This is a genomic window from Natronomonas gomsonensis (assembly GCF_024300825.1).
Taxonomy (GTDB): Archaea; Halobacteriota; Halobacteria; order Halobacteriales; family Haloarculaceae; genus Natronomonas; species Natronomonas gomsonensis.
The window spans coordinates 2,856,808-2,876,409 of the sequence record NZ_CP101323.1; the positions used below are offsets into that span (position 1 = coordinate 2,856,808).

At 56.3% G+C, this 19,602-nt stretch carries 18 protein-coding genes; 15 read left to right on the forward strand and 3 right to left on the reverse strand.

Annotated elements, in window-relative coordinates:
* Positions 1-5 precede the first annotated feature (5 nt).
* From NMP98_RS15215 to NMP98_RS15235, 5 genes are all read left to right on the forward strand, one after another.
* Positions 6-902, forward strand: a complete 897-nt coding sequence (locus NMP98_RS15215) for an amidohydrolase family protein (protein WP_254858716.1) — start codon at positions 6-8, stop codon at positions 900-902.
* A gap of 37 nt (positions 903-939) precedes the next feature.
* A complete protein-coding gene (locus NMP98_RS15220) occupies positions 940-1,398 on the forward strand; it encodes a MaoC family dehydratase (protein ID WP_254858717.1) in 459 nt (152 codons plus the stop codon).
* Between the two features lie 57 nt (positions 1,399-1,455).
* The gene (locus NMP98_RS15225) at positions 1,456-2,256 is read left to right on the forward strand and encodes an enoyl-CoA hydratase/isomerase family protein (protein ID WP_254858718.1); all 801 of its coding nucleotides are present in this window, start codon (positions 1,456-1,458) and stop codon (positions 2,254-2,256) included.
* 120 nt (positions 2,257-2,376) lie between these two features.
* The gene (locus tag NMP98_RS15230) at positions 2,377-3,645 is read left to right on the forward strand and encodes an MFS transporter (RefSeq protein ID WP_254858719.1); all 1,269 of its coding nucleotides are present in this window, start codon (positions 2,377-2,379) and stop codon (positions 3,643-3,645) included.
* Positions 3,646-3,702: 57 nt separating this feature from the next.
* Positions 3,703-4,842, forward strand: coding sequence for an acyl-CoA dehydrogenase family protein (locus NMP98_RS15235; protein ID WP_254858720.1), 1,140 nt, complete (start codon positions 3,703-3,705; stop codon positions 4,840-4,842).
* Between the two features lie 43 nt (positions 4,843-4,885).
* Here the strand turns inward: NMP98_RS15235 and NMP98_RS15240 are convergent, their stop codons facing one another.
* Both NMP98_RS15240 and NMP98_RS15245 read right to left on the reverse strand, forming a co-directional pair.
* Positions 4,886-5,869, reverse strand: a complete 984-nt coding sequence (locus NMP98_RS15240; protein ID WP_254858721.1) for an LLM class flavin-dependent oxidoreductase — start codon at positions 5,867-5,869, stop codon at positions 4,886-4,888.
* Positions 5,870-6,027: 158 nt separating this feature from the next.
* Positions 6,028-6,795, reverse strand: a complete 768-nt coding sequence (locus NMP98_RS15245) for an SDR family NAD(P)-dependent oxidoreductase (protein ID WP_254858722.1) — start codon at positions 6,793-6,795, stop codon at positions 6,028-6,030.
* A gap of 147 nt (positions 6,796-6,942) precedes the next feature.
* Here NMP98_RS15245 and NMP98_RS15250 point away from each other — a divergent pair, with 147 nt between their 5' ends.
* The 10 genes from NMP98_RS15250 to NMP98_RS15295 all read left to right on the forward strand — a co-directional run bounded on the left by NMP98_RS15250 (position 6,943) and on the right by NMP98_RS15295 (position 17,810).
* Positions 6,943-7,689, forward strand: coding sequence for an ABC transporter ATP-binding protein (locus NMP98_RS15250; RefSeq protein ID WP_254858723.1), 747 nt, complete (start codon positions 6,943-6,945; stop codon positions 7,687-7,689).
* Positions 7,682-8,425: an ABC transporter ATP-binding protein gene (locus tag NMP98_RS15255; protein ID WP_367997242.1), complete on the forward strand. Its 744-nt coding sequence runs from the start codon at positions 7,682-7,684 to the stop codon at positions 8,423-8,425. Before NMP98_RS15250 ends, NMP98_RS15255 begins: the two co-directional genes overlap by 8 nt.
* A 173-nt stretch (positions 8,426-8,598) precedes the next feature.
* Positions 8,599-9,780, forward strand: coding sequence for a CaiB/BaiF CoA transferase family protein (locus tag NMP98_RS15260; RefSeq protein ID WP_254858724.1), 1,182 nt, complete (start codon positions 8,599-8,601; stop codon positions 9,778-9,780).
* 114 nt (positions 9,781-9,894) lie between these two features.
* A complete protein-coding gene (locus NMP98_RS15265) occupies positions 9,895-10,830 on the forward strand; it encodes an HpcH/HpaI aldolase/citrate lyase family protein (protein ID WP_268105286.1) in 936 nt (311 codons plus the stop codon).
* A gap of 233 nt (positions 10,831-11,063) precedes the next feature.
* Positions 11,064-12,230, forward strand: a complete 1,167-nt coding sequence (locus tag NMP98_RS15270; RefSeq protein WP_268105288.1) for an acyl-CoA dehydrogenase family protein — start codon at positions 11,064-11,066, stop codon at positions 12,228-12,230.
* Positions 12,231-12,300: 70 nt separating this feature from the next.
* Positions 12,301-13,497 (forward strand): CaiB/BaiF CoA transferase family protein, encoded by a 1,197-nt coding sequence (locus NMP98_RS15275; protein ID WP_254858727.1) that lies wholly within the window; start codon positions 12,301-12,303, stop codon positions 13,495-13,497.
* A 163-nt stretch (positions 13,498-13,660) separates the two neighbouring features.
* Positions 13,661-14,986, forward strand: coding sequence for an ABC transporter substrate-binding protein (locus tag NMP98_RS15280; protein WP_254858728.1), 1,326 nt, complete (start codon positions 13,661-13,663; stop codon positions 14,984-14,986).
* 71 nt (positions 14,987-15,057) lie between these two features.
* Entirely contained in the window at positions 15,058-15,948 is an 891-nt protein-coding gene (locus NMP98_RS15285) for a branched-chain amino acid ABC transporter permease (protein ID WP_254858729.1), read from the forward strand.
* A 2-nt stretch (positions 15,949-15,950) separates the two neighbouring features.
* On the forward strand, positions 15,951-16,961 hold the full coding sequence (locus tag NMP98_RS15290) for a branched-chain amino acid ABC transporter permease (RefSeq protein ID WP_254858730.1): 1,011 nt from the start codon (positions 15,951-15,953) through the stop codon (positions 16,959-16,961).
* A gap of 51 nt (positions 16,962-17,012) precedes the next feature.
* On the forward strand, positions 17,013-17,810 hold the full coding sequence (locus NMP98_RS15295) for an N-acyl homoserine lactonase family protein (RefSeq protein WP_254858731.1): 798 nt from the start codon (positions 17,013-17,015) through the stop codon (positions 17,808-17,810).
* Positions 17,811-17,879: 69 nt separating this feature from the next.
* Here the strand turns inward: NMP98_RS15295 and NMP98_RS15300 are convergent, their stop codons facing one another.
* The gene (locus NMP98_RS15300; protein ID WP_254858732.1) at positions 17,880-19,565 is read right to left on the reverse strand and encodes an AMP-binding protein; all 1,686 of its coding nucleotides are present in this window, start codon (positions 19,563-19,565) and stop codon (positions 17,880-17,882) included.
* Positions 19,566-19,602: the final 37 nt, after the last annotated feature.

The window sequence follows — 19,602 nt, forward strand, 5'->3', positions numbered from 1 at the left end:
AATGCATGGATATCGAAGCCATCGACACGATGTGTCGGGCGTTCTACGCCGAACCTGCACTCGCAAAACCACTGTTTGAGGTTCGAGAATTCAAAACACTTGCCGAATCGACGTTCGCGGGTGTGATGGCCCACCACGACATTCCTGAAGACGAAGCGTGGCGCGTCTTCGAAGTGCTGGGTAACGACTCGCTTGAAGAAACAGTTGACGAGATGGATGAGGTAGGCGTCGAAAAGGTGTTTATGGATCAGCTCGTTCAGTGGTCCCGTGATGCGAAGAAGACGCTTACAATGCTTAGCGTCGAGGAACTGGCCGAGATGGTGGACCGCTCGGACGGCCGTGTTGTCCCCGGCGTCGGGTACGACCCACACCGCATCCCCGAAAGCCTCGAACGCGTTGAGCGTGCCGTCGAAGATCACGATTTCAAGTACGTCTGGTTCCACCCGATGACGTACGGACTGCGCCCAACAGACGAAAAGTGCTATCCGCTGTACGCGAAATGTAACGAACTCGATGTCCCGGTCTGTTTCCAGACTGGGCACTCCGCGGAACCTCTCCCGAGTGAACCTGGCCACCCGATGTACGCTGACGAGGTCGCCATGGACTTCCCGGACCTGACACTTGTGCTTACACATGCCGGGTGGCCGTGGACGAGCGAGTGGTGCTCAATGCTCTGGCGACACCCAAATGTCTACGGGAACATCGGTGCCTACTATCCTTCCTTCCTTCCGGACAGGCAGGTCGAGTTCATTGATAGTAGCCGCATCCGCAACAAGGTCATGTGGGCAACCAACGGACTCGGATTCGAGCGCTGCAAGGAGGAGTTCCTTGATCTCCCGATTCGGGACAAAACTAAGCGAGCCGTACTTCGGGAAAACGCAATGAACGTCTTCGATATCTGATCGATGCTGTCCATAGTTCAATTACGGAGGTCAAACTATGAATAACGACCGGACCGACTTGCGCTACTTCGAGGATATCGAGGTCGGGACGGTTCACGAACTTGGAACGTATATGGTGAACAAAAAAGATATCATCGAATTCGCCGAACAGTGGGACCCCCAGTACTTCCACGTCGATGCGGAGGCTGCGGCGGATTCTATGTTTGGGGAACTCGTTGCAAGCGGTATTCACACGCTCGCTATCCTTCAACGTATCGCCTCACTAAACTACTACGCCGAGACTGATGTTCACGGCGGTCCTGGAATTGAGGACATCCAGTTCACTACGCCGGTCCGCCCGGGTGATACGCTCTCGGTGATAATGACAGTTGAGTCGAAACGTGACCTTGAGAGTAGTCCTAATCGCGGACTCGTTCACTTCGGGTTCACGGTCACGAACCAAAACGATGTGACTGTATTGACCGCGACAGTACTGAGTCTTATCGGGAAGCGTTGATAAACCGTACCTGCGGGGCAGAGTGTTTTTGTAGATGGGTGCGGTTTACCCTCTTGCATGACCGAGATGAGTTTCGAGACTATCCAGTGGTCGTTTGATGAGGTGACTGGTGTCGGGAAGATTGTCTTGGACCGGCCGGGAGCGATGAACTCGTTGTCGGCACAACTAAAATCAGATATAGGTGCGGGCTTCGACGCATTTGCAGAGGTGGATGATGAGGCTGACGGTGTGGCAGTTCGCGCAGTCGTTGTCGAGGGTGCCGGGGAGAAGGCCTTCTGCGCCGGCGCGGACATCAACGAATTTCGCGAGGTCACTCCGGGTGTATTTGAGATGGTTGAAGCCATTGAAGCACCGGAACAGTGCCCGGCCCCGGTGGTCGCGAAGATTGATGGATACTGTCTCGGTGGCGGGCTCGAACTCGCACTCGCCTGTGATTTCCGCATCGCTAGCAAGCGTTCGACCGTTGGACAGCCGGAGGTCGACCTCGGAATTATCCCCGGTGGTGGCGGTACTCAACGTCTTGCTGCGCTCGTTGGCGCGTCCCGCGCAAAATTCCTTTGTATGTCTGGGACACATATTGAGGCCGACACAGCGGCTGAAGACGGTATCCTTGATGCAGTCCACCCTGCTGACGAACTCGACACAGCGGTTGATTCGTTTCTCAACGAGATTGTTGAGAAGCCACCGCTTGCGGTTCGAGCAATTAAGGACGTCGTGAATGTCTCACAGGAGGTTGGCATGCAGGAAGGTCGTATGTACGAGAAGCGAGCAACGGATGGCCTCAAGAACACGGCAGACCACGCAGAAAGCGTTGAGGCGTTTGCTGAGGACCGCGAGCCGGAATGGCAAGGAAAGTAACCACTATGCGAGAGAATTGGACGACAGAATTTACCGCACGAGTGGCGGCCCGATGGGTGAAGAGGACAGGACAATCTCAAGAACGGAAAAGATGATGAGACGACATGTAGGGGAGTAACCGTGACGGCATCGCTTCGGCAGTGGCTGTCGAATCTGAACATCTACTATGGTTGGTTCGTCGTGGTGGCGTGTTTTCTGAGCGCGATGGCTGCGTTCGGCACGATCTACTCTTTTAGTGTCTTTTTCGGCCACATCGCCACCGCGTTTGACCAGTCGAGCAAGAGTACATCACTTATTTTTTCGCTCCAGTCAGTTGTGACCTATACGGGCGCGGCGGTTGTTGGGCTATACGTCGACCGTATCGGCGTCCGGCGGCTGCTCGTGATGGCGATGGTCCTCGTCGGAGGTGGCCTCTATGGTGCGAGCCAACTGCGCAGTCTTTGGGGCGTCACCCTCGCCTACGGGCTGGTCGCGGCTGCAGGGTTCGCCATTATCATCACTATCGCCATGGCGACGACACCACGCTGGTTCGGTCGCCGTCGCGGATTAGCCAATGGCATCGCTACCTCCGGGACCGGAGTTGGACTGCTGCTCGCGCCGCCGTTCGCCAGCGGCCTCATCGACCTATTTGGCTGGCGAACCGCCTATCTCGGGTTCACCGTCGTTGTCGTTGCCATCCTCGGTCTAGCGATGGTGCTGCTCGCTGATGGACCGGAGACCATTGATATCGAAACTGGCGATGAATTCTTGGATATGGATAATACGGTAGCGACAGCAGTAAGTAGCGAGCATTCTCCACTGCATAATATCGCTGTTACGGTTCGGCACCCGTCGTTTCTGCTAGTCTTTTTCGCTGTCCTGCTGGTGTACATGCCCGTATATGTCGTGCTCGTCTACCTCGTCGAGTTCGCGGCCAGTATTGGTGCCGGCCGGACGACGGGCGTCCTTGCAGTAAGCGTCGTTGGAGTGACCAGTATTGTCGGTCGCAACGCGGCCGGTGTCGCTTCAGACTGGTTCGGTCGCAGCTACCTCGCGGCCGCCTGTGCGCTCGTCATCGGAGCGTCAAGCATCAGTCTCACGATTTTTAACTCCCCAGTCGCGGTACTCGCTCTGGCAGTCGTCTTCGGCGTCGGGTACGGTGGAATCGGGTCACTTCTCTCACCGCTGTTGGCGGAACTGTTTGGTACAGGCGATCTCTATGCGTTGTTCGGCTTGACCAGTATTTCGTTCGCCATGGCCGGGTCGATTGGACCATACCTGTCGGGGGTGGGCTACGACGTGTTTGGGACCTTCCAGCCAGTATTCGTGACGGCCGGCGTTGTGGCTCTTCTGGCAGTCGGTATCTTCGTGGGAACGGCCATTGTCGTCGTCCCCGCCAGCGAAGGGTGACAGGGGAAAACCCCTGTTCCCGGTACGCTTAATAGCCACAGCACACATGCCATGCACATGGATTTCGGATTCACCGAAACACAGCAGATGGTTCGGTCACAGCTCCACGAATTCGTCACCGAACGCATTATCGGTGAGAATTTTGGATGGGATGACCGAGACTTCCCGACCGAGGTCTACGACGATATGGCCGACCTTGGGCTGCTCGGTCTTCATCTTCCCGAGGAGGCCGGCGGCGAAGAGTTTGATCCCGTCACGTCCGGCGTCGTCTACGAGGTGCTCGGCCGCGGTGACGTCGGCTTGGCGATGCTCGCACTCTCTGAGAACCTCGTCAACAAACTTCTCTGGGAGTACGGGGACAAATACCACCGTGATGTGGCAACGAGCGTCCGAGCGGGTGAGGAACATATCTGCTTCGCCTTGACCGAACCCGGGCAAGGTTCGGACGCACAAAATATCGAAACCCGAGCCAAACCAACCGACGATGGCTGGTTGCTCTCCGGAGAAAAAACGGCTATCACGGGTGCGACGCTGGCCGACCACTGTTTCGTTATCGCTCGCCAGACCGACCCCGAAGCTATCAGGGCGTACCTCATGCCGCTGGACGCCGACGGCGTTGACGTCCAGCCCTACGGCGGTATGGGTTGTGAAGTGAGTGGCTGGGGGCAGATATTCATGGATAACGTCGAGATACCTGCCGAGGCGCGGGTTGCCGACGAGAATGCGTTCAAGATGGCAATGCGGACGTTCGACCAGTCGCGAGCGTGGATTGCACTCTATGCGCTGGGTGCCGCCCAGCAGACCCTCGACGAGACGGAGTCGTACCTCACAGAGCGTGAGGCGATGGGCAAACCGCTGGCCGGCTACGAAGGCCCGCAGTTCGAGTTTGCCGAGTGCCAGACACGGGTTGATGCCGCACGCCTGAAAGCCTACCAAACCCTCTGGAAGGCCCGCGAAGAGAAAGCCCACACTCGCGACGCCGCGATGGTAAAGTGGTACGGCCCGCAGGTCGCTGTTGACACAGTCCGTGCGTGTCTCGTTCTGCATGGCCACTACGGCTACTCGGATGACTTCGGCCTCGGGAAGCGCCTTCAGGACGTGCTCGGCCAGCAGATAGCAGACGGGACGCCACACGTCCAGAAGATAATCGTTGCACGGGAGACGTTCGGTCGTGAGTACCTGCCCTACGACCGGTAAGCCGACTAGTTGTTGGCCAGGCCGATCTTGCTCCTGTGTCGTTTCAGACAGCGTCTATTATCGCCTCGATAGTTGAGTTCGGGGCCGAATACGGCGGAAAGAGCACGACGGTGTCACAGCCGGCGTTCTCATAGCGCTGGATGTCTTCCCGGAACTGTTCGGGAGTGCCGTAGATCGCCAATTCGTGGAGCATTTCGTCGGAGATTGCATCTGCGGCCCCCTCGCGGTCGCCCTCACGCCAGCGGTCATGGGCTTCGTTTCCCTCCTCGCCGAATCCGAATTTCTCGGCGAGTCGATTGTATCCCATCGCCATCTCTTGGGCGAGGAAGGACCGTGCGTGATTGGCGGCGACTTCTGGGTCGTCGTCAACGGCTGCTCCGACCATGGGGGCCACAGTTATATCATCGGGATCGCGGTTTGCTTTGCGCGCGCCCTCGGCGATGGCCCGTTGTGCGCTTTTGAGTTCGCTGTGGGGTATGAACGCAGGGAGCCAGCCGTCAGCGAACTCACCGGTCAGTCGACAGTTCGTCTCGCCCATCGCCGCGTTGTAGATGGGGATTCGGTCACGCTCAATGTCGAAGCCGATACTGTAGGGACCGACGTCGAAAATATCGCCCTCGTACTCGATGGCATCGCTGTGGAACGTCTGGCGAAGAATTTCGATGGTTTCGCGCATCCGCCTGAGCGGCCGGTCAAACGAGAGACCGTGGAAGTCCTCCACGACAGATTCAGAGCTCACGCCGAGCCCGAGGATGGTCCGGCCGTTGGACAGGGAATCGAGGGTCCCCCCACTCATCGCAAGAAGCGCTGGCGTCCGTGAGAAGACGTTCGCAATTCCGGACCCGAGCTTGATGTCATCGGTCTCGCGCGCAACGGCACTCAACGTCATGAGGCCGTTCCCCCACGACGCCTCGCCCTTCCATACGGAGTCGAACCCGGCGACCTCAGCACGCTTTGCGAAGTGTATAGTCTTCTCGACAGTCACACCAAACGCCTCGTCTGGCAACATCAATCCTAACTCGGCCATGTGGTCAGATACCACGAGCCGACAATAAAACTATTCCGGGAGTCGCCGCGACTGACACATAGGGTTATCGTTGTCATTCATAGATACCGTTTCATCGGGACCGGATGCCGTGGCCAGCCGTGGGTCTTCAGACTACTGGCTGGCTATGAGAATCCCGATCAGTCGTTCATCGTGAGACCCCCGGAGACGCTCAGTACCTGACCGGTGACGAATGAGGCGTCATCGGATACTAAGAAGGCAACGGCACCAGCAATGTCCTCGGGTTCGGCCATCCGGCCGAGAGGGATCTGGCTGGCCATGCTGCCAAGTATCTTCTCGCCGAGATCGCTGTCCTCGCGCATCTCGTCAACCAGTGGCGTCTCTGTCGGTCCCGGTGCGACGACGTTGACGCGCACGCCGTCGCGTGCGAGTTCACGCGCTAGCGTTTTTGAGAACGATATGACGCCGCCCTTCGCACCAGAGTAGACTGCCTCACCGGTACTGCCGGCACGGCCGGCGTCGGAGGCGATGTTGACGATGCGGCCGCCATTGTCTTCGGTCATGACCTCGCTGACGGCGCGTGCACAGTTAATCTGACCGCGGAAGTTGATGTCGATGATGCGGTCCCAGACGTCGGGATCTTGTTCGAGGAACCACTGCATCTCGTCCCAGCCGGCGTTGTTCACGAGGATGTCGACACCGCCAGCCTCGTCGATGACGTCGGACACCATCTCACGAACGTTTTTGAGATTCGTGACGTCGGCTACAGCCGAGAAGGCGCTCCCGCCGTCTTCCTTGATGAGTGACACCGTCTCCGCGGCGGCGTCCTCGTCTACATCGTTCACCGCGATTGTCGCCCCATCGCTCGCGAGTCGCCGCGCAATTGCTCGACCGATACCACTTCCACTCCCCGTAATAATTGCAACCTGACCGTTGATATTTGCCATTGCCATCAAGTGGGTCGGCTATCGACGACATAATTGTTCGGGTCAGTAGAACGTCATAGCGACTAGAACACTCGAGACTGCTCTTTCCTCGGTGGGGAACCAGCCACAAAGAACTAAGTAGCCTCCCGAGATACCCATGTAGAGAGTATGTTAAAAACCGAGTCATTAGAGAAACGGTTTGGGAATCTAAAGGCTGTCAATGATGTCTCGATAGATATCGAGGAGGGGGAATTCCGGTCGCTCATAGGGCCGAACGGGGCGGGTAAGACGACATTATTCAATCTCGTTACCGGGGCACTAACGCCGTCCAGCGGTCAAATCTACTTCGACGGCGAGAACATAACGGACCTCGAACCACATGAAATCGCCCAGCGGGGCTGTTCGCGTTCGTTCCAAATCACGAGCATTTTCCCCGACCTGAGCGTTGAGGAGAACCTCAGGGTGATGGCTCAAGCGAAACTGAGGGGCCGGCCCTCGATGTTCAAACGAAAGGAGGAACTCGTTGAGCCACTCAAACGAGTGGACGAACTCGTTGACCTCCTTGACTTGGAGGACGTCCGCGAGCGAACAGCGTCTGAACTTTCTCACGGACAGAAACGCCATCTCGAGATTGGACTAACGCTTGCACGGGACCCGAACTTGCTGATGCTTGATGAACCGACGGCAGGTATGTCTCAGGAAGAGACACGCGAGATTATCGACCTGCTCAATGAGATCAAATCTGACTACACGGTGTTGCTCGTTGAGCACGACATGGACGTCGTCATGTCCCTGTCCGACCGTATCATGGTTCTCCACCACGGTGAGGTTATTGCTGAGGGGACGCCAGATGTCGTCCGCGACGACGAACGCGTACGTGAGGCGTACCTCGGTGTGGAGGAAACCTATGTCTAGCATGGACACCACTGGGACCGGTGACACAGAACAGGACCTGCTCTCGGTTAAGGGCATCAATACGTACTACGGTGATTCCCATATCCTCTATGACCTCTCGATATCGGTCAGAGAGGGCGAGGTCGTTTCCATCCTTGGTCGCAACGGGGTCGGCAAGACGACGACGCTCCGGAGTATCATGGGTCTGACGCCGCCCCGAAGCGGCACTATCCAGTTCAGGGGGACTGATATTACCCAACAGGCCCCACATGATACGCTGATGGACGGCATCGCGCTGGTCCCGGAGGAGCGAGTTATATTCCCAAACTTAAGTGTGAAGGAAAACCTTCAGGTCCCGAAGGTAAGTAACAGCACCAGCGACCGCGGTGTCAGTATCAAGGACGTCTACGAGATGTTTCCACGCTTGGAGGAACGAAAGAAACAGACAGGCCACTCGCTGTCGGGCGGTGAACAGCAAATGCTCGCTATCGCGCGCTCGCTGATGACGAACCCGGATCTTCTGATGCTCGACGAACCGTCAGAAGGGCTGGCACCCCAGATTGTAGCCGACGTTCACGACATCATCGCCAAACTCGCAGACAGCGGTCTGACGATACTGCTCGTCGAACAGAACGTCAATATGGCCGACTCGCTGGCTGACCGTCATTATATCCTTGAGAAAGGGTCAGTCCAGTTTGAGGGACAGCTGTCGGACCTTGATACCGAACGCCAAAACAAGCTACTAGGCATCGAATAATCGAACGCTACGACGACGACGTCTGAGAGCCCGGAATGTGGCTTGTTCGCTCGCACGTACTGGGTCGCAGAAATCTCCCTGAGTCAGCAGAGCCCGACGCTTGTACTCCACACAGTCTATCGCTGATAACTGGGACCCAAAGATAAATATTCTAGCTCTCGATAGCTCATAGCATGCAACCCCTTGACGGGATAGTCGTGGTAGACGCATCGCAGGCGCTCTCTGGTCCGTACGCGACGCAGATTCTCGCGGACATGGGTGCGGAGGTCCTCAAGATAGAGAGTCCGAAGCGGGGCGATTTGACGCGCACGTTACCACCCAAATATGGCGAGGAAATCAGCGCGTACTTCGCGAGCCTCAACCGGAACAAGGAGAGCCTGACACTCGATCTGACCGCCGAGGAAGGGCAAACAGTCCTACACGACCTCGTCGCAGAGGCGGACGTGTTCATCCAGAACTTCGGGCCGGGAGCGGCCGAGGAGATGTCCGTTGACTACGACACACTTGAGGCCATAACCGAAGACCTCATCTACTGTGACGTTTCGAGTTACGGCGAGGACAGTCCCTACAGCGACCGCAAAGCGTTCGACATCGTGTTTCAAGGCCAGTCTGGACTGATGGGCGTCACCGGAACAGAGGACGAACCTATCCGCATCGGGACCTCCATCTCTGACATTGCCGCGGCGATGACGGCTACCTACGCAATCATGACGGCGTTGTATCACCGGTCGAACACTGACGAAGGGCAGTACATAGACGTCTCGCTCTTGGATACGAGCTTCCAGTTACTCATGTACCACGTCTCGACATTCTTCGCAACGGGTGAGAACCCAAAACGGATGGGGCGGAAACATTGGAACGTCGCGCCGTATGGTGTGTTCGAGACGGCTGACTCCTACATCGCAATGGGCGTCATCAACGAGCCGATGTGGCAGTCGTTCTGCCAAGCGGTCAACCGGGAAGAGTGGCTTGAGGACGGCCGATTCGAGACATTCTACTCCCGCGTGGACAACCGTGATATCCTCGACACGCTCGTGGAGAACCGCCTCAAGGACCAGACGACTGACGAGTGGCTCGACGTCCTGCTTGACCATGACATCCCGTGTTCGGCTATCAACTCCGTGGAGGATATCGTCAACGACCCCCATATCGAGGCCCGAGATATGCTCAAGACCGTCGAACATCCCGAGCACGGGGAGTTCACACTCATCAATAACCCGGTTAACTTCTCGACGCTGGAGGCAGAGGTCCGCACAGCGCCGCCAGCACTCGGTGAGAACACCGACGACGTGCTTGAAGCCCTCGGGTACTCCACCGAGGAGATAGCGTCACTCCGGGATCGGGGTATCGTCTGAGGCAGACCGTCGGATGTGGTGGTTCCAATTTTACTCACGCGAAATCAGCAGAAGTTTCCGTTGACAGGTGACTAACGGGAAAGATATTTTACTGACAACACCAATTCAAGTTGTATGCGAGTACGGCGTAGTGAGTTGACTACCCCCGGAGTTAGCCTCGATATGATGAAGAAAGCAGCGGCCTCCGCGGCCGACGAGGTGATGCTCGATCTCGAAGATGCTGTCGCGCCTGACGAGAAGGAGATAGCACGTGAGCGAATTGTCCGTGCTCTCGATGAATTCGACTGGGCGAAGACAGTGGTCTCCGTTCGTATCAACGGCCTCGACCATCCAAACTCGTACCGTGACCTCGTCGATGTTGTCGAGGCAGCCGGTAACAGTATCGACACCATCGTCGTTCCGAAGGTGCGCCAACCTGAAGACGTGTACGTGGTGTCAACATTGCTCGATCAGATAGAGGCTGCCACCGGCATCACTGACTCCATCGGTATCGAAGTACTTATTGAGGAGACAGAGGCCCTCCAGCAGGTTGACAACATCGCTGCCGCGAGCGACCGACTAGAGACGCTCATCTTCGGACCCGGAGATTATGCGGCCGCGCAGGGGATCAGCGTTGATCACCCCGGCGGACAGCCCGCGCCGGAACGGTATCCCGGCGACGTCTGGCACTACGCTCGCAATCGAATCGTGGTCGCAGCACGGGCTAACGGTCTTGACGCCATTGACGGCCCGTTCGCGGACTTCTCGAACCCCGAGGGATATCGACAGGAGTGTCGGTGGTCGCAGACGCTCGGATTCGTCGGCAAATGGGCCATTCATCCTAGTCAAATCGAAATCGCGAACGAGGAGTACCGACCCGATGCAGAGGCAGTGGAACGAGCACAGGAGATCGTTGATGCGATGGAGTCCGGCCACGAGTCTGGCCAAGGTGCGGTGCAGGTCGACGGCGAGATGCTGGACGAAGCCGTACTGAGGTCTGCCCGGCGCACACTGGCACGTGCTCGCCAAGTCGGCATGGTCAACGACGCACTGAACGATGATGAGAACTAAACATTTATATACGTAACAGGATACGTGGAGTATGTGCCCGCGGCTCACACCCTCGGAATTCGTGATGCCGGTGTATCGGTGGTTAGTGTCACACCCGGCCGACCGAACGCCGGGGGTAATGGATGCAATCGGTGGTATCAACATCCGTCTTCGCCTTCCAAACAAGGCTTCACAGCGGACGGACGCAGAATCGCTTCGCACTGAACAACGAACTACTTCCACAGATACGATATATGACATACCTTACAGACGAACTCAGAATGCTCCAGAACGAGACGCGCAAGTTCACTAAAAACGAGGTCCTTCCGGAAGCCAACGAACGTGATCCAGAGAACGAGCGAATGAGTAATGAATTGGTCAGAAAGATGGCAGACATGGGGTTTTTTGGGATTATGACGCCCGAAGAGTACGGAGGTCTCGGCATGGGGCCCTTGGCCTACGCCACAGTGACCGAAGAGCTAGCGCGAGGGTGGCTCAGCGTCGCCAGCATCATCGCCCGTGGCCAGAATCTCAGTGGTGCAACCGAGGCACAGAAGGAGGAGTACCTCCCGGATATGGCTGCCGGCGAGCGTCTGAAAGCCGTCAGCATCTCGGAACCAGGTGCCGGCAGTGACGTCGCAGGGATGTCGACAACCGCTGAGAAGGTCGGTGACGAGTACGAAATAAACGGTCAGAAGACTTGGTGTACGTTCGCGAAGGGAGCGGACTTCCTCGTGCTCTACGCCAGAACCGACCCCGACCCGCCGCGACGTCATGAGGGTATCTCGTCATTCATTGTCGACAAGACAGCTGGTGAGTTCGACGTCGACGGCCTCTCGGCGACGAAGCTCGATACTATAGGCTACCATGGTTGGCACTCCTACGAGCTCAGTCTGAACAACGTCCGGGTTCCTGAAGACAAGCTGATCGGTGGCGACGAGGGTAAAGGCTTCTACCATATCATGGATTTCTTCGAGCCTGCTCGCGTTCACACGGCGGCGCGAGCCATCGGCCTCGCCCGCGGCGCGCTGGAAGATTCACTGGAGTACGCACAGGATCGCGAGCAGTTCGACCAGCCCATCGGCGAGTTCCAAGCCATCCGGTTCAAGCTGGCGACGATGGCGACCAAAATAGAGGCCGCCAGACAGCTCACCCACTACGTCGCGAACGTCAAGGAGGAGGGCGGCCGTTGTGACATGGAGGCGTGCATGGCCAAGTACTTCGCCAGCGAGATGGCTGAGGAGGTCACCAGCGAGGGAATCCAGATTCTCGGTGGCAACGGGTACACGACGGATTACCCCCTGGAACGATACTGGCGGGACGCGCGCCTTACCAAGATATTCGAGGGAACTAGCGAGATTCAGCAACGAGTCATCGCCGATCGGCTATTCGAGAACGGCGTCCACGCGGGAGGCGTCTGACGATGATGCAGAGAGAGCATAGATCCTCCACTGTCTGTTTGAAAACGGCCAGTATCCAGACCAGAGACTCATGAGCCAGGACGCCAGCGCGGGGCCGCTTGCGGGTCTCGACGTCGTAGACATGACCCAGATGCTCGCTGGCCCGTTCGCTACGATGTTGCTCGCGGATCTTGGTGCGAACGTCGTCAAGGTTGAACCTCCCCAAGGCGACATGACGCGGTCGAATCCGCCTCACCTCAAGGACGACGAGGCCTATGGCGGCTACTTCCAGAGCGTAAACCGGAACAAGCGGAGTCTCGTCCTGAACCTGAAAGACGACACCGACCGCGAGGCGTTTGAGGGACTCGTGGCTGAGGCGGATGTTCTCGTCGAGAACTACCGGACTGGAACGATGGAGCGACTTGGCCTCCCTTACGAGGACCTGAGCGAAGATAATCCCGGACTGGTGTACGCGTCTATCCGTGGATTCGGCGACCCACGTACGAGCGAGAGTCCCTACGCCGAGCGGCCGGCATTCGACCTCATCGCCCAAGCGATGGGCGGCATCATGAGCATTACTGGGACGCCCGAGAGCGGCCCGGTGAAGGTCGGCCCTGGCATTGGAGACATCTTCCCTGCGGTCCTATCGGTGGTAGGAATCCTTTCGGCGATTCAGCACCGCGAGCGGACCGGTGAGGGCCAGTACGTCGACGTGAGCATGGTCGACGGCATTCTCTCGCTCACGGAGCGCATCGTTCACCAGTACTCCTACACGGACGAGGTTCCCGAACCACAGGGCAACACCCATCCGCTGCTGTTCCCATTCGATCGATTTGAGGCCGAAGACGGCTACGTCGTTATCGCAGCCCCAAATGCGAAACAGTGGCACGCACTCTGTGAGCACATGGACTGCCCCGACCTCGCGGAGCGATACCCGACTGAAGACGAACAGCGTGCCCACGCAGACGAGCTGCGCGCGGTCGTCAACGAGTGGACCAGCAGTTATACGAAGGGAGAATTGTTCGAGCTGCTCGCCGACGATGTCCCATGTGCGCCCGTCCAGACCGTCGCGGATATCTTCGAATCACCTCACTTCGACGCGCGGGATATGCTCGAAACCGTCAACCACGCTGAGACCGGCGAGGAGGTCACAATCGCGGGAACACCCATCAAGTTCACCGAGTGCGACACCGGTGTTCGCCACCGCGCGCCACTTCTCGGCGAACACACCGAGGAGATTCTACGCGAAAGAGATCTTCTCGGCGAGACCGAAAGAAAAAATATCTAACAGGAATCCGGAAAGTGCACCCGTAACCCGGTCGAACAAACCTAATTTATTAATTTACACACAATATTTTGCCAAGGATAGTTAGCTTTCCGAGAAAATGTGGCGGCAATATCATTTTTCCAAAACATATATATGATATGGGTGTAGAATGGTGTACGTTGGCATGACTAAAGATAACAGCCCCATGGAAAGACGAACATTCATACAGAGTGCAGGTACTATCGGTGCAATCGGAACTTTCGGCCTCGCCGGGTGCGCCCAGCAGACCGGCAATGGAAACAACACTCCGACCAGTACCGGGAACGGTGGTGGCGGCAGCAGCGAGGACACGCTTAAGATTGGCCTTCCATCAACCATCTCCGGCGCGTACGCGAGCCTCGGTGAGTTCAACAATGAGGGGTTCCGACTGAAGGCGGAACAACTGAATAGGAACGGCGGCATACTTGGTAAGGAGGTCGAACTCTTCGTTGAGGACAACGAACTGTCAGGTGATACTGCGGTTCAGAACACCCGTAAACTCGTCAATGAAGACGACGTGGATCTTATTATGGGCGTTCCATCCAGTGGTGTTTCATTGGCCGTCGCACCGGTCGCTGAGGAACTGGGCGTACCGTTCATCTCGACCGTCAACGGGACCGGACGATTGACGGGCGACCTCTGTAACAGGTATGTATTCCGGGTGAACAACAACGCGCCACAGGGAGCACGTGCCATGACGCGTTACCTAATGGAGGATCGAGGCTTTGAGACGCTATCGTTCGTCGGTAGCGACTATGCGTGGCCCCAATCGGTTCTCGAATACGTTCGTAGTGAATTAGAAACGCTAGGATACAACCCGGATGATGTAATTCAGTCTTCGGAGTTCGCACCGCTTGACACCCAAGATTACGCCTCATACATCACGTCGATGACGAACTCCGGCGCCGACGCGGGGATGGCTATCTTTGCCGGGACGCCGGCAATCCGGTTCCTCACGCAAGCGCGGAACTTCGGGTTGATGGACGAGATGCATATCTCGGGCACGACCCTCGCGCAAGTTGACCACATGCGCCCGGTAGGCGAAGACATGCGTGGTATCTCGTCGGTCGCTCGTTGGACCTTCACTCTTGATACCCCTGGTAACAACGAGTGGGTGAGCAACTACATTAGTGAGAACGGACGAGCTCCCCAGAACTTCACTGCTTCCGCTTGGCAGGGGCTTACAGCGGTCGCTAATGTTATAGAAGAGGCAGGATCAGTTGATCCGGATGACTTCATCTCCACATTTGAGGGCTACACTTGGGAAGATCCGTTCGAGGGCGAGTTCACCATGCGCGCTGAAGATCACCAAGCCTCGAATCCAGAATATATGGTGGAAGTTGTTTCCGAAAGCGAGTGGGATGGTAACTACGTTGGCGATGTTGAGACAACTGTCTTCCCAAACATTGTCCGAGAATTCCAGCCGGACACCGTCATGCGGAGTACTGATGAGACCGGTTGCTCGCTCTAGGCAGCCATGAATAATAACCACCCCCCGGAATTGCAGATCCGACAGCTGTCACGGCGGAGGAGTCAGCCATGATGGCCATAGCGCAGATAACAGTGAATACTCTGCTCACCCAAGCACTACATGGCCTTGTGTTCGGTATGATCCTGCTGTTGCTTTCTCTTGGCCTCTCACTCATCTTTGGTATTGCAGGCGTAGTCAATTTTGCACACGGTGCTCTGTATATGGTGGGTGCCTACGTGACTTTCGTGGTTTCATCCGAGTTCACCAACGTACTCGGCGGCCTCGTTGCAGCCTTCGTGGTTGTCGCACTGATTGGGGGCATTGCTGAGGTACTCGTGCTCCGGCCGTTGTACGACCGCGATGCTCTATTTCAGCTTCTTGCGACATTCGGCATGGTGTTTATTATTGATGGTGCGATAATCAACATATTCGGAGTAGAGACTCACCGAGTTGCCACCCCAGAGTTTGCGCAAGGTCCCCTCATGCTCGGAGACCTTATTTATCCAAAATACCGTCTTGCACTGGTGGGCATCAGTGCACTGTTCACAATCGGGTTGTGGATGCTACTGGAATTCACTGACTACGGCGTCCGCGTCCGTGCGGCGACATTCAGTTCCGAAATGGTCGATGCCCTCGGGACGAACACCAAGACGCTTCTCACGGGCACATTCATGCTCGGTGCTGGACTGGCTGGTATCGCTGGCGGCTTCGCCGCTCCCGTGTTCACTGTTTACCCGGCTATGGGCCTGAATATCATCATTCTCGTGTTCATCGTCGTGGTTGTCGGTGGACTCGGCTCGTTCCGTGGTGCCGTTATCGGTAGCCTCATTGTCGGTGAGTCGATTATGCTAGGACGGGTCTTCATAAGTGAGTACTCAGCAGTTGTGCCGTACATCGCAATGATAGCAATATTAATGGTACGACCGCATGGCCTACTAGGCCGCGAAATGGAGGTTGAGTGACCATGGACGACAAAACTTCTACCGGAGTCGTCACCATCAGCGGATACGACCTCTCGTGGATGGATATGTTCCGTGGTCTCATCATCGTGGCCGCGATCGCGGTCCCCCTCGTTCTCCCGGACTTCCAGACCGCGCTCGTAATTGAGATATTCCTACTGGCGATGTTCGCCATGAGCCTCGATTTGCTCATGGGATACACTGGCTACGTTTCGTTCGGTCACGCTGCGTTTTTCGCGACCTCTGCATACCTGACTGGATTAACGCTCATGCACGTTACTACATCGGCGTTAGTGGCGATATCCGTGGGTATCCTGTCAGTAGCTATTATAGCTGTACCGATTGGGTATTTTTCTCTAAAGCGGACCGGTATCTACTTTGCGATGCTCACGCTCGCGTTCTCTCAGGTCCTGCACGTATTGGTCGTTAACGATTTTATGGGCCTAACAGGAGGTTCTGACGGACTGACTGGCCTTCCAAGAGGGAACTTCGCAATACCCGGTATTTTTGATTTCGTGCCGACCCAGATGGGGTACTACTACCTCTTACTGACCACATTCGTTGTGGCCTATCTGTTGATGCGCCGAATCGTCAATTCTCCATTCGGTGCTGTGATGGTCGCCATCCGGGAGAACGAAAACCGCGCAAAGTATGCAGGCTACGACGTTGATCGCTTCAAACTCATCGCATTTATTGCGAGTGCGATGTTCGGCGGACTGGCTGGCGCGCTATACATGCCGTTCTATCAAGTACTCTCGCCGGATATTTTCTTTTGGGATTTCAGTGGTGAGGCCATCGTGATTGTCCTAGTCGGCGGTATGGGGACGCTCGTCGGGCCCGTTCTCGGCGCTTTCCTGTTCGTAGGACTCCGTGAAATCGTGTCTCCCTTCCTTGCTGACTGGACTATGGTGCTCGGCGTCGTATTCATTTTGTTCATCTTGTTCCTTCCGAACGGGATGATTTCAATTCGGGACTTCGTTATCCACCACCTCGACAGCGAAGACGACGAGTCTTAATTGGCCACGCCAACCCAAATATTCTTATCATCTCGGGTACTGAATATTTTTATGACGGTCAGTAGCGTAATCGGAGTCCATCGTGGCACTATGCAGATGGATAAGAATTTTTCACTCGAAGCGCACACAATCGCTACCCGCTCAGAACCAAATCCGGACCTTGAGTTTGCAGACACCCCCATTTACAACCTTATCATCGAGCATTCTGAGGGGACAATATTGTGGGACACAGGTGTCCATCCTGATGCAGGCGACGGTCACTGGCCACCGGGGCTGTTCGAGGCATACCCAATAGAAGACGCTGCAAAGCACACACTTAAGGCAGATCTCAACCGTACCGGATACGACTTATCAGACATCGATTACGTGGTTCAGTCCCACTTACACATGGACCATGCTGGTGGCCTCCACAACTTTGCCGACAAAGACATCCCTGTGTTCGTCCACGAAGCGGAACTACAGTACGCTTATTTCAGTGCTCAGACGAAGGAAGGGAGTGCCGGATACATCACCGATGACTTTCATCATAATATAAACTGGCAGGTGATTAGTCTTGACCGAGAGTCATACTTCGACGGTATCGAATTCATACACCTGCCCGGTCACACGCCTGGGATGATGGGCCTACGGGTGGAACTAGATTCGGGACCGCTATTTTTTACCAGTGATCTTATTGAGGAACAGGCCAATTACTCACAACAGCGCCCGCCCGGGCCGGGACTCGTCTGGAACCGAGAGCAATGGATGGAGAGCTTCAAGCGCGTCAAAGACGAGGTGCGACGAACAGGAGCCGAAGTGATATTCGGCCACGATCTAGACCAGCTTGACCGCATTCTCGAGGGATGGTAACAACCCCCGACGACAGACCAGTGAACGTCGTCAATATGGATAGTCCCACAGTTATTGATTTTTTATTATTTATTTGAGCACGTCTCTGTATTGGTCACGGAGGGTTTTCTTGTTGAATTTCCCAGTCCCAGTAATGGGTATTTCGTCGACAATGATTTCATCGGGTACCCACCATTTTTCGATTTTGCCTGCCTCAATGTAGGGGGCAAGGTGCTCATCAAGATCAAGATCTAGGGCTTCGGCGGAGATGCCCTCAACAGGTTCGATAACCACGACAGGGCGTTCACCCCATTCGGGGTGGTCTGCGGCGATGACACACGACTCGGACACCTGTTTGTGTTCGTTGATATACTCCTCGACAGTGGGCGACGGAATCCACTCGCCACCGCTCTTGACGGCATCTTTAACACGGTCAAGGACGGTCACGTTCGCGTGCTCATCGATTGAGACGAAATCACCCATCTTGAGGTATTCGCCGTATCGATTCTCTGCAGTCCGTTCTGGCATCTTCCAGTAGCCGGATACACACCATGGTGCCTTTATTGCGATCTCGCCAGGCGAATCACCATCCCAAGGGAGTTCGTCACCAGTTTCGATATCGAGAACCTTCAGGTCTACTCCGAGTGCTGGATAGCCTGCCACTTCAGAGACGTAATCGAACAATTCGGCGTCATCCATTTTGAATTCTCTGTCGCGAAAGTCACCCTGCTTGTTGTACACGAAGTGGGGGCCGCCTGCAGATTCAGAGTAGCCATATGCTTGTGAGGTGTCTGCACCGAGGTCTTCCAAGTCCTTGAGAAGATCACGCGGCGGCGTCTGACCGGCGAATGTGACCCGTAATCCGTCGAGCGAGAAGTCGGGGTCCTCCTCTCGGCGCTCCTTGGCCATCTCGGCAGCCCGGCGGAACAGAGTTGCGACACCAGCTGAGACGGTCACGCCCTCTTCGAACAGGAGGTCAAGGAGGTTGTCAGGGTAGTTTGGCCCTGGCATGACGAGTTCAGCACCGGCAGCCGGGACGAATCCCCACATGTCCCAGCCCCAGTGAAACAAAGGCGGGACCATGAGTGCGGTATCCTGCGGGTCAACCTGTCCGCCAGCGACGAATCCTTGGTTATGCAACCAGAGCGCGCGATGACTGTGGGTGATAGCCTTCGGCTTGCCCGTAGTACCCGACGTGAATCCGAGAATTGCGGCGGTATCTTCGTGCACTGTCGGCCAGTCGAACTCAGTGTCGTAGCCCTCAATGAGTTCCTCGTAGGTCGTTACCGGTTCGATATCGGCCTCGTCTTTACCCCCAACGGGACGGGTGACGACGTATTCGAGTGCTTCGGTGTCAGGGGCATTCGACTGGAGCGTGTCAAGCATCTCCCCGTCGACAAACATGTACTCGAGTGAGGCGTGCGTGCTGACGTGATCAATGCAGAACTCTTGGTGGTCCGGAGGTAGTTCGACATTGACAATGAACGGTGTGGCGCCAATGCCTCCCGCCGCGAACAGCAATTCAACGTTGCGGTAGGTCGAGTACCCGTAGATACCGATGGCGTCGCCCGCCTCGACACCGAGATTCTCCAGCGCCGCGGCCGCCTGCTGGACGCGCTCGTACATCTCCGCATACGTGTACCGGTGTCGCCCGTCTTGCATGTCCGTGACGACCGTCTGATCGCCATGTGCACGTGCCGCGTGCTCAATGAGCTGTCGAGTATTCAGTTGGACGTCGGCCGTGGTGCTCTCAATGCCGCGTCTAATCTCAGTCATTCGTTCTCCCGAGTATGTTCCAGCCTTCGCCTCAAAT

What these genes read in the sequence shown, in the direction of transcription:
- NMP98_RS15215 (WP_254858716.1), top strand. Translation starts at nt 6, where the DNA reads ATGGATATCGAAGCCATCGACACGATGTGTCGGGCGTTCTACGCCGAA.
- NMP98_RS15220 (WP_254858717.1), top strand. Translation starts at nt 940, where the DNA reads ATGAATAACGACCGGACCGACTTGCGCTACTTCGAGGATATCGAGGTC.
- NMP98_RS15225 (WP_254858718.1), top strand. Translation starts at nt 1,456, where the DNA reads ATGACCGAGATGAGTTTCGAGACTATCCAGTGGTCGTTTGATGAGGTG.
- NMP98_RS15235 (WP_254858720.1), top strand. Translation starts at nt 3,703, where the DNA reads ATGGATTTCGGATTCACCGAAACACAGCAGATGGTTCGGTCACAGCTC.
- NMP98_RS15240 (WP_254858721.1), bottom strand. Translation starts at nt 5,869, where the DNA reads ATGGCCGAGTTAGGATTGATGTTGCCAGACGAGGCGTTTGGTGTGACT.
- NMP98_RS15245 (WP_254858722.1), bottom strand. Translation starts at nt 6,795, where the DNA reads ATGGCAAATATCAACGGTCAGGTTGCAATTATTACGGGGAGTGGAAGT.
- NMP98_RS15250 (WP_254858723.1), top strand. Translation starts at nt 6,943, where the DNA reads ATGTTAAAAACCGAGTCATTAGAGAAACGGTTTGGGAATCTAAAGGCT.
- NMP98_RS15255 (WP_367997242.1), top strand. Translation starts at nt 7,682, where the DNA reads ATGTCTAGCATGGACACCACTGGGACCGGTGACACAGAACAGGACCTG.
- NMP98_RS15260 (WP_254858724.1), top strand. Translation starts at nt 8,599, where the DNA reads ATGCAACCCCTTGACGGGATAGTCGTGGTAGACGCATCGCAGGCGCTC.
- NMP98_RS15265 (WP_268105286.1), top strand. Translation starts at nt 9,895, where the DNA reads ATGCGAGTACGGCGTAGTGAGTTGACTACCCCCGGAGTTAGCCTCGAT.
- NMP98_RS15270 (WP_268105288.1), top strand. Translation starts at nt 11,064, where the DNA reads ATGACATACCTTACAGACGAACTCAGAATGCTCCAGAACGAGACGCGC.
- NMP98_RS15275 (WP_254858727.1), top strand. Translation starts at nt 12,301, where the DNA reads ATGAGCCAGGACGCCAGCGCGGGGCCGCTTGCGGGTCTCGACGTCGTA.
- NMP98_RS15280 (WP_254858728.1), top strand. Translation starts at nt 13,661, where the DNA reads ATGACTAAAGATAACAGCCCCATGGAAAGACGAACATTCATACAGAGT.
- NMP98_RS15285 (WP_254858729.1), top strand. Translation starts at nt 15,058, where the DNA reads ATGGCCATAGCGCAGATAACAGTGAATACTCTGCTCACCCAAGCACTA.
- NMP98_RS15290 (WP_254858730.1), top strand. Translation starts at nt 15,951, where the DNA reads ATGGACGACAAAACTTCTACCGGAGTCGTCACCATCAGCGGATACGAC.
- NMP98_RS15295 (WP_254858731.1), top strand. Translation starts at nt 17,013, where the DNA reads ATGACGGTCAGTAGCGTAATCGGAGTCCATCGTGGCACTATGCAGATG.
- NMP98_RS15300 (WP_254858732.1), bottom strand. Translation starts at nt 19,565, where the DNA reads ATGACTGAGATTAGACGCGGCATTGAGAGCACCACGGCCGACGTCCAA.